The sequence below is a fragment of the Rhodococcoides kyotonense genome (assembly GCF_900188125.1).
Classification (GTDB): Bacteria; Actinomycetota; Actinomycetes; order Mycobacteriales; family Mycobacteriaceae; genus Rhodococcoides; species Rhodococcoides kyotonense.
In genome coordinates, this window is the sequence record NZ_FZOW01000012.1 from 1 (window position 1) to 16,735 (window position 16,735).

Consider the following 16,735-nt stretch of genomic DNA (forward strand, 5'->3'; position numbering starts at 1 on the left):
CAAGACACTCGGATGGAAGACTCCTCTGCAGATCTTCACCGATATCGTGGAGGAGTACAACGAGTCGCTCGTTGCGACCACCGATTGAACATGTCAATTGCCGGAGTTCATGGTGCCGTCCGCGATGGTGATCATGGACTCGTTTCCACTGATGTCGAACGGAAAGTTGGATCGCCGGTCGCTACCGACACCGGAGTTCGGTGCAGGAGAGTATCGCGCACCGAGTAATCGGAGCGAAGCTTTGCTCGCGGAACTGTTCGGTGAAATTCTCGGTGTAGACAGCGTGGGGGTAGACGATTCGTTCTTCGATCTGGGCGGGAATTCCTTGCTGGCAACACGATTGACAACACGTTCGAGATCGGTGCTGGGAATGGACCTACCGGTTCGCGCTGTATTTCGATTTCCCACGGTTGCAGAACTTGCGCCGCGGCTGACGGAGTTGTCGAAACATGAGCACTCGGATCCGTTTGCTTCGATCTTCGTGATCATCGATGGCGGAGATCGCGGCGAACACTCGTCGGCCCCGCTCTGGTGCATCACCCAAGCGCTGGAATCAGCTGGGGGTACCGCGGTCTCACGTCGAAGCTGCCGAATCTGCGTATATACGGGGTGCAGGCAAGTGGGCTGGACGGGGCGTCGCCCCTCTCGGCATCGATCGAAGAGATGGTTACGGACTACGTCGATCGGCTCGTCCTCGTTCAACCGGAGGGAGTCGTACAGCTGCTCGGTGGCACCGTGGCGCATGCGATGGCCGTCGAGCTGACACGCCGGGGCCGTCGGGTCGGCTATCTCGGATTGATGGACGCGAAACCGGCAGTACCAGGGCAAGTCTTTGCCGGCCCAGGCGATGCCGCGGCGAGCCTCGAATCCCTACGTCATGCGGTCAAACTGCGGTTCGCACACCTGCCGAAATGAATTGGCTACGAGGACACCGAAGATAGAATTCTGAAGGTCCTGGTCAACAACGGTTCGTTGCTCGACTCGTTCTCGTCGACGCTGTTCGAGGGGATGCTGTCCTGTAGCGAGCCAACTACACCGAAGAGGGAACGGCGACTCCGCTATTGCGCGGGGAGTGGAGCGGGTTCATCGGCGGATCGCTGGCAGAATACGGACTCGATTCGACACGCCATACGATGGATTCCGAGGACGCGATGACGGCTGTCGCCGAGCTCATTGCCTCCGAATTGGCAGCGCTGTAACGACATCGACGGATGCCGGAATGTCGGATGGGTACGTGGCCTCGATGTTGTCAGCGAACTTCGATGACCAGCTTCCCACGGGTGTGATGTCCGCTGCTTCTGGCGAGTGCGGTTCCTGCATCTGCAAGGGGAAAAACGTCTTCGACAACCGGCCGCAACGCTCCTGTGTTCACGGATTCGACTATGGCTTCGAGATCCTCCGATCGGGGTCGCACCAGGACCAGGCGTGAGAGGCGTCCGCCCCAAAGATGACGTCGCAGCGGTGTGAGCAAGGATCTGGCCGCCGATCGCAACGTCGGGTCGGTGGTCAGATACACCCCGTCGGGAGCGAGCATCGATCTGCAGCTACGCGCGCTTTCCCGCCCCACGGTGTCGAACACTATCGATTGGCCTCGAATCTCACGTGTGTAGTCCGATCGGGCGTAATTCACCAAGCGGTCCACGCCGAGGGCGCGCACCATGTCGAGGCTGTGTGGCCCGCAGATTCCGGTCACCACGGCGCCGGCGTCGCGTGCAATCTGAATCGCGTAGTGGCCGACACCACCCGAAGCGCCGATCACCGTGATCGGCGTCCCGGAGCGGATTTCTGCGTAATCGTGCAGTGCTTGCCACGCCGTCAATCCGCAAACCGGCAATGCAGCGGCCGCAACATGGGTGAGGGAGCGTGGTTTGAGGGCCGCAGCGCGTTCGTCCACGGCCATGTATTCGGAGAAACCACCCATGCGGCCGAAGGTAGATTGCATTGCGAGTACCTCGTCGCCGATCTGAAACGCAGATACCGATCTACCGTGCCCGACGACCACCCCGGACACGTCGCTCCCGAGGATGGTCGGTGGTCGGCCGGCCAGCCGTTTGAACGCGTAGGACCCGTCGCGTAGTTGCCAGTCCCTCGGATTGACACCGGCGGCATGAACCTCGATCAGAATTTGTCTCGGCTTCGGTTCGGGCAGCGGCAGTTCCCCGTATCGCAGTACTTCCGGTCCACCGTGTCTCTCGAAGTACACTGCGCGCATGGCGTTCCCCTCTGGTCTCGTTTCGAAACCATTCTAAATGAGGAGATCGTGAATGGGACGGAGATTGGGAAGGACCCGCATGTGTAATCGGGGCCCGAGGCAGTCTCGATCCGCGCATCGGAGGCGTGGAATTGGCTCCGCGGGCCCTAAGAAAGACCAGGTCGAAGGGCTAGATAGGAGTACCTTAGTTGCGGGGTGGGCATGGTACTGACTTATCGTTTGTGGTTGGACCGACGTACCCAATGGTCGATCCGCCCGAAAGGCACCTTCGAACTACCGATTCGAGCGCACCCGCTCGACGTTAGTCGAAGATCGTCGATCCGGGGGTGCTGCTTCAACGGCGAACGGCACCGAATAGCCGTCCGCGACGGCCGGTGAATTCGTGCCGAGCCGATCCGACGTACTTGAAGGCTGGACTTATCCGAAGGCTAGGTATGAAGCACACTCCGGGCCCGCAAGGCCTCTACGACCCCCGCAACGAACACGACTCCTGTGGTGTCGCGTTCGTCGTGGACATGCATGGTCGTCGTAGTCGAGACATCGTCGAGAAGGCCATCACCGCGCTGGTCAACCTCGAACATCGGGGCGCCGCCGGCTCCGAGCCCAACACCGGTGACGGCGCCGGAATCCTCATCCAGGTACCGGACGCGTTCTTCCGTGCCGTTGTCGATTTCGAGCTGCCCGCCGCAGGCGCGTATGCCACCGGCATTGCGTTTCTTCCGCAGGGCCGCAACGACGCTGCTCGTGCGTGCGAAGACGTGACCGCGATCGTCGAGGGTGAGGGCATGAAGGTCCTCGGGTGGCGTGAAGTTCCCACCGACGACTCCTCTCTCGGGGCGCTTGCGCGCGACGCGATGCCGACGTTCCGTCAGTTGTTCTTCGCCGCTCCCGATCTCTCCGTTACGGACCTGGAACTCGAGCGCCGCGCTTTCGTGATCCGCAAGCGCATCGAGCACGAGCTCGGTGAAGAAGGTGCAGGCAAGGACGTCCCCGGTCGCGAGACCGTGTACTTCCCGTCGCTGTCCTCGCAGACGTTCGTCTACAAGGGCATGCTGACGACGCCTCAGCTCAAGGGCTTCTACCTGGACCTGCAGGACGACCGCGTCGAGAGCGCCCTCGGACTCGTCCACTCCCGCTTCTCGACCAACACGTTCCCGTCGTGGCCGCTGGCGCACCCGTTCCGTCGCGTCGCCCACAACGGTGAGATCAACACCGCCACCGGCAACGAGAACTGGATGCGCGCTCGCGAGGCTCTGATCGCCTCCGACGTGTTCGGTGGTTCCGAGGCACTGGAGAAGATCTTCCCCGTCGTCACTCACGGTGCCAGTGACACCGCACGGTTCGACGAGGTTCTCGAGCTGCTGCACCTCGGCGGCCGCAGCCTGCCGCACGCGGTCCTGATGATGATTCCCGAAGCCTGGGAGCGTCACGAGTCCATGGACCCCGCTCGTCGGGCGTTCTACAAGTACCACTCCTCGCTCATGGAGCCGTGGGACGGACCGGCATCGGTGTGCTTCACCGACGGCACCGTCATCGGCGCGGTTCTCGACCGCAACGGCCTGCGCCCGAGCCGCCTCTGGGTCACCGACGACGGTCTCGTCGTCATGGCCTCCGAGGTCGGCGTGCTCGACATCGATCCCGCGAAGGTCGTCAAGAAGGTCCGTCTGCAGCCGGGCCGCATGTTCCTCGTGGACACCGCGCAGGGCCGCATCGTCTCCGACGACGAGATCAAGGACGAACTCGCCGCGGAGCACCCGTACCAGCAGTGGCTCGACGAGGGTCTGACCTCGATCGACGAACTGCCGGACCGTCCGCACGTGCACATGCCGCACGACCGCGTCCTCATCCGTCAGCAGATCTTCGGCTACACCACCGAGGAGCTGAACATCCTCGTCTCGCCGATGGCGAAGACCGGGGCCGAGGCCATCGGTTCGATGGGCACCGACACCCCGATCGCTGTGCTGTCCGCGCGCCCGCGCATGCTGTTCGACTACTTCTCGCAGCTGTTCGCGCAGGTCACCAACCCGCCGCTCGACGCGATCCGGGAAGAGATCGTCACGAGCCTCGGCGGCACCATCGGACCCGAGGGCGACCTGCTCAACCCGGGCCCCGACGCGTGCAAGCAGATCGTGCTCCCGCAGCCGATCCTGCACAACGACGACCTCGCGAAGCTCGTCCACATCAACGACGACGGCACCCAGGACGAACTGCGCTCGGTCGTCGTACGTGGTCTGTATCCCGTCGCCGAGGGTGGCGAAGGTCTGCGAAAGTCGTTGGAGGCCATTCGTTCTCAGGTCTCCGCTGCGATCTCCGGTGGTGCGCGCATCATCGTGCTGTCCGACCGTGAGTCGAGCGAGAAGCTGGCTCCGATCCCGTCGCTGCTGCTGACGTCCGCTGTGCACCACCACCTGGTTCGTGAGAAGACGCGTACCAAGGTCGGGCTGATCATCGAGTCCGGTGACGCACGCGAGGTGCACCACATGGCTCTGCTCATCGGTTTCGGTGCGGCAGCGGTCAACCCGTACATGGCATTCGAGTCCATCGAGGACATGATCGAGCGCGGCGCCCTCACCGGCATCGACTTCGACAAGGCCGTCGCCAACTACATCAAGGCCGCAGGCAAGGGTGTGCTGAAGGTGATGTCCAAGATGGGCATCTCGACACTCGCGTCGTACACGGGCGCGCAGCTGTTCCAGGTCATCGGCCTGTCGCAGGATCTCGTCGACGAGTACTTCACCGGCCTGAACAGCCACCTCGGCGGCATCGAACTCGACCAGATCGCGCAGGACGTGGCCACGCGCCACGGCGTCGCGTACCTGGAGAACCGTCAGGAGCGCGCACACCGCGAGCTCGAGGTCGGCGGCGAGTACCAGTGGCGTCGTGAAGGGGAGTACCACCTCTTCAACCCCGACACGGTGTTCAAGCTGCAGCACTCGACCCGCACCGGTCAGTACGACATCTTCAAGGAATACACGAAGATGGTCGACGACCAGTCCGAGCGCCTCGCGTCGCTGCGCGGCCTGTTCCGCTTCAAGACCGAAGAGCGCCAGCCGATCTCGATCAACGAGGTCGAGCCTGCGTCGGAGATCGTCAAGCGCTTCTCGACGGGTGCGATGAGCTACGGGTCCATCTCGGCCGAGGCTCACGAGACTCTCGCCATAGCGATGAATCGCCTTGGCGGACGGTCCAACTCGGGTGAGGGCGGCGAGAGCGTCGACCGCTTCGAGCCGGACGAGAACGGTGACTGGCGACGCAGCGCAATCAAGCAGGTCGCGTCGGGACGCTTCGGTGTCACCTCGCACTACCTGACCAACTGCACCGACATCCAGATCAAGATGGCGCAGGGAGCGAAGCCCGGTGAGGGCGGCCAGCTTCCGGCGCACAAGGTGTACCCGTGGGTCGCCGAGGTCCGTCACTCGACGCCGGGCGTCGGGCTGATCTCGCCTCCGCCGCACCACGACATCTACTCGATCGAGGATCTCGCGCAGCTGATCCACGACCTGAAGAACGCCAACCCGCAGGCTCGCATCCACGTGAAGCTGGTCTCCGAGGTCGGTGTCGGAACGGTCGCCGCAGGTGTCTCGAAGGCGCACGCCGACGTCGTTCTCATCTCGGGTCACGACGGCGGAACCGGTGCAACGCCGCTCACCTCCGTCAAGCACGCCGGTGGGCCCTGGGAGCTCGGTCTCGCCGAGACTCAGCAGACGTTGTTGCTCAACGGACTTCGTGATCGCATCGTCGTACAGGTCGACGGCCAGCTCAAAACCGGCCGTGACGTCATGGTCGCCGCGCTGCTCGGTGGTGAGGAATTCGGTTTCGCGACTGCACCTCTCGTCGTGTCGGGCTGCATCATGATGCGTGTCTGCCACCTCGATACGTGCCCGGTGGGTGTCGCGACGCAGAACCCGTTGCTGCGCAAGCGTTTCGCGGGCAAGCCCGAGTTCGTCGAGAACTTCTTCATGTTCATCGCCGAAGAGGTTCGCGAGCTCATGGCCGAACTCGGCTTCCGCACGCTGAACGAGGCCATCGGCCAGGTCGCTCTGCTCGACACCACCGCGGCGAAGGAAGCGTGGAAGGCGTCGAAGCTGGATCTGTCTCCGATCCTCGACGAGGTCGAGTCGGCGTTCATGAACCAGGACCTCTACAACACGGGCGTTCAGGATCACGGCCTCGACAAGGCACTCGATCAGCAGCTCATCGTGCAGAGCCGCAACGCTCTCGACAAGGGCGAGAAGGTCGCGTTCGAGTCGAAGATCACCAACGTCAATCGCACGGTCGGAACCATGCTTGGACACGAGCTGACCAAGGCGTACGGCGGAGTCGGCTTGCCCGACAACACGATCGACATCACGTTCACCGGTTCGGCCGGAAACAGCTTCGGCGCCTTCGTGCCGTCGGGAATGACGTTGCGCCTCAACGGTGACGCCAACGACTTCGTCGGCAAGGGCTTGTCGGGTGGACGGATCATCGTGCGCCCGTCGCTGAACGCTCCCGCAGGATTCGTCGCCGAGGACAACATCATCGGTGGCAACGTCTTCCTGTTCGGCGCCACGCAGGGTGAGGCTCTCATCCGCGGCGTCGTCGGCGAGCGTTTCGCAGTGCGTAACTCCGGTGCCGTTGCCGTTGTCGAAGGCGTCGGCGACCACGGGTGCGAGTACATGACCGGTGGCAAGGTCGTCATCCTGGGCGAGACGGGACGCAACTTCGGTGCCGGTATGTCCGGTGGCGTGGCGTTCGTGTTCGACCCTGAGAAGGCGTTCGAGGCCAACCTGAACACCGAGCTGGTCGACATCGAGAGCATCGAGGGCGACGAGTTCACCTGGCTGAAGGACATCGTCACTCGTCACCACGAGGAGACGGGATCCGATGTCGCAGAACGCATCCTCGCAGATTGGTCACAGCAGGTGAACCACTTCGTGAAGGTCATGCCGCGGGACTACAAGAAGGTACTGCTCGCCATCTCCGAGGCCGAGAAGAACGGCGCGGACGTGGACGAGGCGATCATGGAGGCAGCTCGTGGGTGACCCACAGGGATTTCTGAAGAACACAGTCCGCGAGCTGCCGAAGCGCAGGCCCGTCGACCTGCGTCTGATGGACTGGAAAGAGGTCTACGAGGACTTCTCGAAGGAGACACTCCAGACGCAGGCCAGCCGCTGCATGGACTGCGGTATTCCTTTCTGCCACAACGGTTGTCCGCTCGGGAATCTGATTCCCGAGTGGAACGACCTGGTGTTCAAGGACCGCTGGCGCGAGAGCATCGACCGCCTGCACGCCACCAACAACTTCCCGGAGTTCACCGGGCGGCTGTGCCCGGCGCCGTGCGAGGCGTCGTGCGTCCTCGGCATCAACCAGGATCCGGTGACGATCAAGCAGGTCGAGGTCGAGATCATCGACAAGGCGTTCGAGGAGGGCTGGGTCGCACCGGTCTACCCGACGCACCTGACCGGCAAGACGGTTGCCGTCGTCGGCTCCGGGCCTGCGGGATTGGCTGCGGCACAGCAGCTCACGCGTGCCGGCCACACCGTCACGGTGTTCGAGCGTGCCGACCGCATCGGTGGTCTGCTGCGCTACGGCATCCCCGAGTTCAAGATGGAGAAGCGCCACATCGACCGCCGTCTGGCTCAGATGGAAGCCGAGGGCACGGTGTTCCGTACCGGCGTGAACGTCGGTGTCGACATCACCGCTGACGAGCTGCGCGCGCAGTTCGACGCCGTCGTCCTTTCCGGCGGAGCCACCGCGTGGCGCGACCTGCCGATCGAGGGACGCGAGAACGAGGGCATCTACCAGGCGATGGAGTTCCTGCCGCACGCCAACCGTGTGCAGCAGGGCGACATGGCCGAGCCTCCCGTCAGTGCCAAGGGCAAGAAGGTCGTCATCATCGGCGGCGGCGACACCGGAGCGGACTGCCTCGGCACCTCGCACCGCCAGGGCGCCGAGAGTGTCCACCAGTTCGAGATCATGGCTCGTCCGCCGGAAGAGCGCGCCACCTCGACGCCGTGGCCGCTGTACCCGCTGATGTTCCGCGTCGCGTCCGCGCACGAGGAAGGCGGCGAGCGTGTGTTCTCCGTCAACACCGAGCGTTTCATCGGTGAGGGCGGCAAGGTCACCGGGCTCGAGGCTCACGAGGTCGAGTTCAAGGCAGGCAAGTTCGAGAAGGTCGAAGGCAGCGAGTTCACCCTCGAAGCCGATCTCGTTCTGCTGGCCATGGGCTTCGTCGGACCCGAGAAGCCAGGTCTGCTCACCGACCTCGGTGTGGACCTGAACGAGCGCGGCAACGTCAAGCGCACGAACGAGTGGGTCACCAACGTTCCCGGCGTCTTCGTTGCGGGCGACATGGGCCGCGGCCAGTCGCTCATCGTGTGGGCCATCGCCGAAGGCCGTAGCTGTGCTGCCGCCGTCGACACGTTCCTGCAGGGTGCAACGGCGCTCCCCGCGCCGATCGTGCCGACGCAGGCGCCGCAGCGGTAGTTCTTTCGTTCCTGGCCGCCGCTTGAATGGACCATTCGAGCGGCGGCCAGTTCGTTTTGCCCGCTTGAATGTCGCCCTGTAGCTATCTGTTCGTATGAATGGGCCATTCAAGCGGTGGGGTGGCAGGTCTCAATTCGGTTACCTCCGTTAACCAGCCGGGCATCGTTTCGACATCGACGGCTGGCATTCTTCGCATCGAGAACAGTGTCCGCGAGTATCTGTGAGGCCGATCGATGCGTGTGAAGAAGCTTGTCGCCACCTTGGGAGCGCTGGCGGCCGTCGTCGCCGGAACCTCCGCGTTGACTGCAGGTCAGGCATCCGCCGACCCCGCCGATTGCCCGCGTTTGTATGTCGCTGCGATCCCCGGAACATGGGAGACGAGTTCGGGCGCAGCTCCGCGGCCCGGCATGCTCACGGCCGTCACGGATCGCATCGCGAGTTCCGACATCCTCACCGAGTACGTCGCCTATCCCGCGACTGCGTTCCCCTGGGAGGGCGGTGTGTACGGAGAATCCCGAGCGATCGCGACGGCCAATGCAGGCGGCATGTTGAAGGCGATGGCCGACCGTTGCGGCGCAACGAAACTCGCAGTCATCGGATACAGCCAGGGTGCCGACGCGGCAGGCGACCTCGCAGCGTCGATCGGCAGCGGCGTGGGCGTCGTACCGGCGGATCGGCTCGTTGCCGTCGGGCTGATTTCCGATCCCAAGCGTTCCGACACGGATGCCCTGGTCGGGCCTGAGGTCGTCGGCACGGGTGTCGGTGGGCCGCGCGTGGGTGGATTCGGTTTCGTCAGCCCTGTCGTGCGGACGTTCTGTGCCGTCGGCGATCTGTATTGCTCGACGCCGAAGGACGATTACATCGCTCGGCTCGCGGGTTTCCTTGCGGTGTCGTCGGATCCGAATCCGAGTGTCGTCGAGAAGGCGCAGCAGGAGGCGCAGGTTCTGCTCGGCGACATCGCGTCGGCGGGTGGGTTGCCGGTTCTGCAGGGGCAGCTGAGCGATCAGGCGAACGAGCAGCGTCGACGCGAGATCGATGCCTTCTATCGCTCGGGGATTCACCAGGAGTACGGCTCGTACGCGGTGGATGCGAACGGCACGAGCGCGACGACGTGGCTCGCGAATTATCTTGTGGCCGCGTCGAATTCATAACCCCATGTGCACGAAAATACATAGCCCCTATGTATTTTCGTGCACATGGGGCGTCGGCCGCGTTCCCCGCAACACCACGTAGACGCCGACGGCCGAGACCGCCATCAGGCCGGTACTCCACGCTGCGGCGAGGTTGAAGCCGTCGACGAAGCTCGATGCGGCCAGCTCACGCAGCTGGTCGTTCAGCGGAGCGGGTAGGTACTCGGCGACGGCCATTCCGCCACCGACGGTTTCCGAGGCGGGCCCGGCGATCTCGGGTGGAGTCTCGGGAGGGAGAGCGTTCTGGACGCCGTGCCGGTAGACAGTGGTCCCGATGGTGCCGAGGATTGCGATTCCGACTGCACCGCCGAGTTCGGCGCCGGTCTCGGACAGTGCCGATGCGGCGCCTGCCTTCTCTGGTGCCGCTGCGGTGAGGACGATGTCGGAGTTGAGCGTCGACGCTGCTCCGATGCCGAACATCATCGCGGTCATGCCGGCGATCAGCAGGGGCAGCCCCGATCCGGGTTGGATGAACACCATGGTTCCTGCTCCGATGGCGATGAGCAGCAGGCCACCGGCGATGATCGCACCCGTCGGGATGAACTTGCTGAGGGTCGGTGACAGGACTGCGCCTGCGGCGGCAGCAGCTGCGGGAATCAGCAGCCACAGTCCGGCCGCGAGTGGGCCGAGTCCGACGATCAGTTGGAGATATTGCGAGGCGAACAAGCTGAATCCCGTCACCGCGAAGATGACCAGGAACTGGACGACGACGGCGGCGCTGAAGGCACGTTCGGCGAACAGGGATACATCGATCAGCGGATCACGACCTCGGCGTTGGCGCCGGACGAAGAAGAAGCCGAGGATCAGCCCGCCGACCGCCGTCGAGATGGTGGCGGCGTCGAGGCCGTCCTGCGCGCCGTGTTTGATGGCGTAGACGATTCCCAGCATCGCCGTGATCGACAGGACGACGCTGACGGGGTCGAACTTTCCGGGGTTCGGATCGACGAATTCCGGTACCAGTAGCGGCGCGCTGATCAGCAACAACACCATGATGGGGATGTTGACGAGGAAGACCGAGCCCCACCAGAAGTGCTCGAGCAGAAAGCCTCCGACGACGGGGCCGATCGCGCCGCCACCTGCGAATCCTGCCGTCCACAATCCGATCGCTTCCTTGCGTTGGCCGGGATCGTGAAACATGTTGCGGATCAACGACAGTGTGCTCGGTGCGATCGTTGCGCCGCCGACTCCCAGCAGTGCGCGTGCGACCAGCAGCATCTCGGGCGTGGTGGAGAACGCCGCGATGAGCGAGGCGGCCCCGAAGACGAGCGCCCCGATCATCAGGAGTTTGCGACGGCCTATCCGGTCACCGATCGAGCCCATCGTGATGAGGAGGCCGGCGAGCAGGAATCCGTAGAGGTCGAGAATCCAGAGCGTCTGATTGCTACTGGGTTCGAGGTCTGCCGTCACGGCCGGCAAGGCGAGATACAGAACGGAGATGTCCATCGAGACCAGAAGGATGGGGATGACGAGAACACTGAGTCCGAGCCAGTCCTTGCGAGTCGCCTTGTCGTGCACGTTGTTCACGGTTCCCCTCTTCTCGAGTCCACCCAGTTTTCGAGTCACCGGATGAGGACGCGATCATGACGGTACCGTCGGAGCGTCAGGTGCAACCGATCCGAGAGGAAATCCTGTGCTCAGTGATCTGAAGGTCGTCGCTACGATCACCGCGAAGCCGGAGTCGGTGGACGCCGTCCGTGCCGGTTTGGCCGCCCTCGCAGCGGAATCCCTACACGAGGACGGCAACGTCTCCTACGAGCTGTTCGAGTCGGATTCGGAGCGCGGAACTTTCGTCACCATCGAGGTGTGGCAGTCGGAGGACGACTTGGCCGCGCACATGCAGACACCGCACCTGCAGAAAGCGCTGGCAGAGTTCGCCGAGCACCTGGCCGCGCCGCCTGCGATCCACCCGTTACGCGTAGTTCACTGACGGTTTGGAGGCTCCTCGGTACACCAGCCCGGATACGACGAGCAGTGCCGCGGTGAGTGCGACGGCGACCCAGCCGGTCGACGTCAATGCGCCGTTGCCGATCTCGCGGGCACCGGCTGCGGTGTAGGCCATCGGCATGAACGCCGACAGCTGGCCCCAGATCGCCGCGTTCGACGCGTATGCCGCGCCGCAGACGACGACCTGAACCAGCAGAAGCGCCACGTTGACGGCCTGACCGACGGTGGCGCCCAGCAATCGCTGGATCGCTCCCGCGGCGGCGAGATATGCAGCCGCGGACACCAGAAGGAACGCTCCGGCGCCGACGAGGGCTCCGACGGCGGCGTCGGGTGCGGTGAACGCGAAGGCCAGCGCAGCGCAGATGCCGACGGCCAGCGACGCGGTCGCTGCTGCGATCCACCTCAGCCTGGAATCACGGCTGAGGACTCTGACCAGGCTGACTGCGCCGACGGCTCCGACAGCGACGAGCGCGGAGATCAGGTACGGCGCGACCGGGGTCGACGGTGAATCGACCGGGGTGGCGACGGGGGACGCGTTCGGTGCGGACAGTTCCTTCGCCGACGGCAGCCCGGTCGTCGCGTCGGTGACGTTGGTCTTGATGCCGTCGACGATTCCCGGCACCGGCTCGACGGAGGTGACCAGTTGCTGGGTGCCTGCTCGCAGCTGTTGTCCGCCGTCGTCGAGCTGGCCGAGCCCGTCGCGCAGCTGAACCGTCGCATCGCCGATTTGGTTTGTCGCGGTGAGGAATTGGCCCGAGGGGTCGTTGAGCTCGCCGGACAGCTGGCGTGCGCCGCCCTTCAGTTCGGCGAGCTGGTCGAGTGTCTGCGGTCCGAGGCCCTGAGTGTTCAGAGTGTCGATGACGCCGCGGATCTGTGCGGCTGCTTCCTGCGATCCGGGCGTCGGGAATGCGGCGACCTGCGTCGCAGCAGCTTCGAGCTGCGCGGTGAAGGCACTCTGCTGCTCTCCGAAACCGGTGAGCTGGTCGACGACCTGATCCACGCCGCCGCTGATCTGGGATGCGCCGTCGCCGAGCTGTCCGATGCCGTCGCGGTATTGGACCCACCCGTCGGCCAATTGGACCGTGCCGTCGTGGGCTTGCGTGATGCCGTCGGCGAGCTGTCCGGCGCCGTCGTTCAGCTGATTGCCGCCGTCGGTCAGCTGCGTCAGGCCACCGGACAGGAAGCTGATGGGTAGGCTGGCCTTCTGCAGGCTCTGTCGAGATGTCGCCAGAGGGTCACCGGACGGCGTCTCGGCGGACACCTCGGGGACGGATGCTGCGGCCTCGTCGGTCGGATTCAGGTCGTGGCCTGCTCCGAGGGTGAAGGCGCCGGCAGCGACCAGAGGAAATGCAATGGCGACGAGAGCAGCGCCCGGTCGCCGGAGGATCCGAAATTTACCCATAGTGGTCCTGAGGCTAACTGCCTCGGAGGAGTGCTCCGACCACCCCGAGTCGTCCAATCGACGGGAAATGAGCTCTGAGCAGGCTCTCTAAGAGTCCTATGAGGATTCGAGCCGCTACCGGTTTCGCGGCAGCAAATCCCACACGTGTTGGGTCTCGTTGACCGACGCCACCGATCGGTTTCCGTTGCGCGAGTACAGGATTCGTGTGATGGAGCAGTAGTCGATCGGAAAACCCAGTACCTTGGGCGTTCCCAGAATCTCCTGGAGCACGATGTTGATCACTCCGCCGTGCGCGAAGACGACGACGGTATCGCTGTGTTCCAGCCCGTCGACCGCCCCAGCGATGCCCGCGCGCACGCGCGAACGGAACGCGGCTTCGTCGACCTGCTCGGGTAGGTGGCCTGCCTTGATGCGCTCGAACGCGTCGCGAAACTCCGTGCGCGCGGCTTCGATGGGGATGTAGCCGGCGAAGTCGCGGTCGTACTCGGCGATGCGCTCGTCCGTCTCGAGCGTCAGACCGAGTTCGGCGGCGAGGACGGTTCCGGTCTGCAGCGCGCGCAGCTGGGTGCTGGCGACCGTCCGTGCGATCGGGAAGCGGGCCAACGCGTCGGGCACGCGTTGTGCTTGTTCGTGCCCAAGCCCGTCGAGCGGCGGGTCGGCCGAGTCCTCGGATCGCTGAGGGAGCGCATGTCGGACCAGGATCAGTTGCACGGCTCTACCTAACCACGAGGCTTCGGCCACTGCGGATCACCATCGTCCGAAATGCCTGAACCTGCCGCGCGAGCTGACGCGCAGGCCACACCATGCCTATCCGGCGCCGCGCGGACAGGTCGTCGATCCGGACCTCGACGGTTTCCGGGCCGTGCCCACGCAGCCGAGGGAGGATGCTGATTCCGAGTCCGGCGCCGACGAGGCCGCGCACGGTGTGGATGTCCTGGCCTTCGAATGCGATGTCGGGCGCGATTCCGGCTTCGGCCCACAGGTCCTCGCAGATCGAACGCATGCCGAATCCGTGGCCCATCGCGACGTAGTTCTCGTCGGCGGTGTCGGTCAGGTTCACCGATCTACGACGCGCGAGCCGGTGATCGGCAGGCACGACCAGCACGAGACGTTCCTCGTACAGCTGGAACGAGTTGTCTTCGGTGTGTTCGGTACTCAGCGCGACGAAGGCGACGTCGGCCGAACCGTCGTCGAGTCGGTCGAGGCAGCGCGCGCGAGCGCCCTGATCGAGCACGAACGTGACGGCCGGGTGATCCATGCGGAACTTCTTGATCAGCGCAGGCACGATGTCCTCGCCGAGCGTGTTCTGGAAGCTGATCGAGATACGGCCACGGGCCCGCGCGTCGTGCTCGCTCATGGCGTCGAGGCCGGCTTCCAGATCGACGACGGCTCGCTCGAGGTACGGAACGAGGATGCGGCCTGCCGTCGTCAAGGAGATTCCCCGCCCGTGTCGCTCGACGATGTCGACCCCGAGGATCGCCGACGCCCTCGCCATCTGGCGACTGACCGTCGGCTGGGGGACTCCGAGTACGTGCGATGCCTCGGTGATGTGCTCGGTGTCGGCGACGGCCAGGATCGTCGGTATCAGCGGGAGCAGTGCCTGTGCCTCGTCGCGCATCGACAAATCATATCGCCGACGCATGAGTTCGAGGCACTTCATGCATTGGACGTATGTTCCCACGGCTCCTAACGTCGAGGCAATGAGTTCATCGGTCAGCGAAATCCAGCTCGACGGGTGGGAAGGCCATCCCCGTGGTTCCCGTCAGTACAAGCGACTCGTTGCCGCGCTGCTGTTCGCCGGTATCGCGACGTTCGCGCAGTTGTACTCGGTTCAGGGCATTCTGCCGCTGATCGCGTCGAACCTGCAGATCACGCCGTCGCAGTCGTCTCTCGCGGTCGGGTTGGCGACCGTCGGCGTCGCGGTGTCGGTGCTGCCGTGGTCGATCGTCGCCGATCGGATCGGGCGCGTGAGGGCGATGAGCATCTCGATCGTCGTCGCGACGGTGTTGGGTCTCGTCGTTCCGCTGTCCGGATCGTTGCCGGTGCTGCTGTCGATTCGTTTCTTCGAGGGCGCTGCGCTGGGCGGACTGCCCGCGATCGCCATCGCCTACCTGAGCGAAGAAGTACACCGGAAGCACACTGCACTCGCCGCGGCGACGTACGTGTCGGGTACGACGCTCGGCGGACTGCTCGGGCGGATCGTCGCAGGTCCCGTCGCCGAGTACACGAACTGGCGCATCGGAACGTTGACCGTGTCGGTCATCGCGGCCGTCGCCGCTGGGCTGTTCCTGCTGCTCGCCCCGAAGCCGCGACGCTTCGTCGGCGGAACGTCCGACGGTCCGTCGCTCGGCACACGCCTCCGGGCGAACCTACGAGATCCGGGGATGCTCGCGCTGTACGCGCAGGGCTTCTTGCTGATGGGTGGGTTCGTCGCGATCTACAACTTCCTCGGATTCCGGCTCGAGGGCGAGCAGTTCGGGCTGCCGCAGTCGCTGATCAGCCTGATCTTCGTCGCGTACCTGAGCGGTACGGTGTCGTCGCGTGTCGCCGGCCAACTGGCGACGAAGCACGGGCGCAGCAAGGTACTCGCCGGTTCGACGGCCGTCATGATCGCGGGTGTCGCCCTGACGATCAGCAGCAATCTGATCGTCATTCTCGTCGGGCTCGTCGTGCTGACCATCGGATTCTTCGCGGCCCACGCGATCGCGTCGGGATGGACGGGTCAGCGCGCGACCGTCGGCCGGGCGCAGGCCACGTCGCTGTACAACCTCTTCTACTACGGCGGGTCTTCGCTGGTCGGCTGGATCGGCGGCGTTGTCTACCAGCAGTTCGGATGGACGGCGATGGCGCTGTTCGTGATGACACTCGCCGGATCGGCGGCAGTTCTCATGCGGGTCACGGCTTCGCGATAGCTATGAAGGGGACGCATCAGACCGCAGCCGCGAGCGCGACCGTCAGAGGCACGACGCTCAGACAGCAGATCGCCGCCACCAGCAGCGCGATGACGCGTCGGCGATTCCATTTCTGTTGAGCCCCCGCGGCAGCGGACACGAACAGAACGAACCCGACGCACACCGACGCGATGGTGACGGCGACCGGCAGTGAGATCACTTATTTGATCTTGCCCCACCCGACGTAGGCGTCGATCTCGAGGTGGCCGGTGACGCGAGCCTGGTCGCGCACGGGGTACTTGTCGCCGGTGTAGTGCGTGGAGATGCGGTCGATGTCGACGAGATCCGGGTCGTCCTGCAGCGTGATCGTGCCGTGGACGGTGACGTGGGTGTACCAGCTGGACTCGTCGAGCACCGAGATCGAGACCTTGGGGTTGGCCTTGATGTGCTCGAGGCGCTTACGGTCGGCCTGGAAGTTGAGGACGATCTTGCCGTCTTCCCACAGGTACCACGTGGGTGCGGTGATGGGAGTTCCATCGGCGCGAACGACGGCCATGACGGCGGGGTTCGGCTTCTTCAGAAGTTCGACGGCATCTGCGGGCAACGGTGGCTTGGGCATGCCTAGAGC

Annotated in this window: 13 protein-coding genes and 1 pseudogene; 7 read left to right on the forward strand and 7 right to left on the reverse strand. The window is 64.4% G+C overall.

Annotation, left to right across the window (positions count from 1 at the left end; genetic code table 11):
• Positions 1-151: 151 nt before the first annotated feature.
• Positions 152-412: pseudogene (locus tag CHB96_RS30400) on the forward strand (phosphopantetheine-binding protein); the annotation flags it as partial.
• Positions 413-531: 119 nt separating this feature from the next.
• On the forward strand, positions 532-915 hold the full coding sequence (locus CHB96_RS19300; protein WP_176444379.1) for a thioesterase domain-containing protein: 384 nt from the start codon (positions 532-534) through the stop codon (positions 913-915).
• Between the two features lie 334 nt (positions 916-1,249).
• On the opposite strand, the gene CHB96_RS19305 is transcribed toward CHB96_RS19300, so the two are convergent.
• On the reverse strand, positions 1,250-2,212 hold the full coding sequence (locus tag CHB96_RS19305) for an NADP-dependent oxidoreductase (protein WP_089249253.1): 963 nt from the start codon (positions 2,210-2,212) through the stop codon (positions 1,250-1,252).
• 434 nt (positions 2,213-2,646) lie between these two features.
• Between CHB96_RS19305 and gltB the strand changes: the two genes are divergently transcribed.
• From gltB to CHB96_RS19320, 3 genes are all read left to right on the forward strand, one after another.
• Positions 2,647-7,236, forward strand: a complete 4,590-nt coding sequence (gene gltB / locus CHB96_RS19310) for a glutamate synthase large subunit (protein ID WP_089249255.1) — start codon at positions 2,647-2,649, stop codon at positions 7,234-7,236.
• Positions 7,229-8,680, forward strand: coding sequence for a glutamate synthase subunit beta (locus tag CHB96_RS19315; RefSeq protein WP_089249257.1), 1,452 nt, complete (start codon positions 7,229-7,231; stop codon positions 8,678-8,680). The genes gltB and CHB96_RS19315 overlap by 8 nt, the downstream gene beginning before the upstream one ends.
• Before the next feature lie 233 nt (positions 8,681-8,913).
• Positions 8,914-9,831 carry a cutinase family protein gene (locus CHB96_RS19320; RefSeq protein ID WP_089249259.1) on the forward strand — a complete coding sequence of 306 codons (918 nt, stop codon included), beginning with the start codon at positions 8,914-8,916 and terminating at the stop codon, positions 9,829-9,831.
• Positions 9,832-9,858: 27 nt separating this feature from the next.
• Here the strand turns inward: CHB96_RS19320 and CHB96_RS19325 are convergent, their stop codons facing one another.
• Complete coding sequence (locus CHB96_RS19325) at positions 9,859-11,394, reverse strand: MFS transporter (RefSeq protein ID WP_089249547.1); 1,536 nt, start codon at positions 11,392-11,394, stop codon at positions 9,859-9,861.
• Positions 11,395-11,500: 106 nt separating this feature from the next.
• Here CHB96_RS19325 and CHB96_RS19330 point away from each other — a divergent pair, with 106 nt between their 5' ends.
• On the forward strand, positions 11,501-11,797 hold the full coding sequence (locus CHB96_RS19330) for a putative quinol monooxygenase (protein WP_089249261.1): 297 nt from the start codon (positions 11,501-11,503) through the stop codon (positions 11,795-11,797).
• Here the strand turns inward: CHB96_RS19330 and CHB96_RS19335 are convergent.
• From CHB96_RS19335 to CHB96_RS19345, 3 genes are all read right to left on the reverse strand, one after another.
• Entirely contained in the window at positions 11,780-13,216 is a 1,437-nt protein-coding gene (locus CHB96_RS19335; protein WP_089249263.1) for a phage infection protein, read from the reverse strand. The two genes, CHB96_RS19330 and CHB96_RS19335, sit on opposite strands and share 18 nt — an antisense overlap.
• Positions 13,217-13,330: 114 nt before the next feature.
• Positions 13,331-13,927 (reverse strand): histidine phosphatase family protein, encoded by a 597-nt coding sequence (locus CHB96_RS19340; RefSeq protein ID WP_089249265.1) that lies wholly within the window; start codon positions 13,925-13,927, stop codon positions 13,331-13,333.
• Positions 13,928-13,931: 4 nt separating this feature from the next.
• On the reverse strand, positions 13,932-14,834 hold the full coding sequence (locus tag CHB96_RS19345; protein WP_245865899.1) for a LysR family transcriptional regulator: 903 nt from the start codon (positions 14,832-14,834) through the stop codon (positions 13,932-13,934).
• 82 nt (positions 14,835-14,916) lie between these two features.
• Between CHB96_RS19345 and CHB96_RS19350 the strand changes: the two genes are divergently transcribed.
• Positions 14,917-16,128 carry an MFS transporter gene (locus CHB96_RS19350; RefSeq protein WP_089249269.1) on the forward strand — a complete coding sequence of 404 codons (1,212 nt, stop codon included), beginning with the start codon at positions 14,917-14,919 and terminating at the stop codon, positions 16,126-16,128.
• 16 nt (positions 16,129-16,144) lie between these two features.
• Here CHB96_RS19350 and CHB96_RS19355 read toward each other — a convergent pair whose 3' ends face one another.
• On the reverse strand, positions 16,145-16,327 hold the full coding sequence (locus tag CHB96_RS19355) for a hypothetical protein (protein ID WP_089249271.1): 183 nt from the start codon (positions 16,325-16,327) through the stop codon (positions 16,145-16,147).
• Positions 16,328-16,726: a PPOX class F420-dependent oxidoreductase gene (locus CHB96_RS19360; protein WP_089249273.1), complete on the reverse strand. Its 399-nt coding sequence runs from the start codon at positions 16,724-16,726 to the stop codon at positions 16,328-16,330.
• Positions 16,727-16,735: the final 9 nt, after the last annotated feature.

Coding starts and splice junctions, on each gene's coding strand:
- CHB96_RS19335 (WP_089249263.1), bottom strand. CDS start 13,216: ATGGGTAAATTTCGGATCCTCCGGCGACCGGGCGCTGCTCTCGTCGCC.
- CHB96_RS19345 (WP_245865899.1), bottom strand. CDS start 14,834: ATGCGCGACGAGGCACAGGCACTGCTCCCGCTGATACCGACGATCCTG.
- CHB96_RS19305 (WP_089249253.1), bottom strand. CDS start 2,212: ATGCGCGCAGTGTACTTCGAGAGACACGGTGGACCGGAAGTACTGCGA.
- CHB96_RS19350 (WP_089249269.1), top strand. CDS start 14,917: ATGAGTTCATCGGTCAGCGAAATCCAGCTCGACGGGTGGGAAGGCCAT.
- CHB96_RS19360 (WP_089249273.1), bottom strand. CDS start 16,726: ATGCCCAAGCCACCGTTGCCCGCAGATGCCGTCGAACTTCTGAAGAAG.
- gltB (WP_089249255.1), top strand. CDS start 2,647: ATGAAGCACACTCCGGGCCCGCAAGGCCTCTACGACCCCCGCAACGAA.
- CHB96_RS19320 (WP_089249259.1), top strand. CDS start 8,914: ATGCGTGTGAAGAAGCTTGTCGCCACCTTGGGAGCGCTGGCGGCCGTC.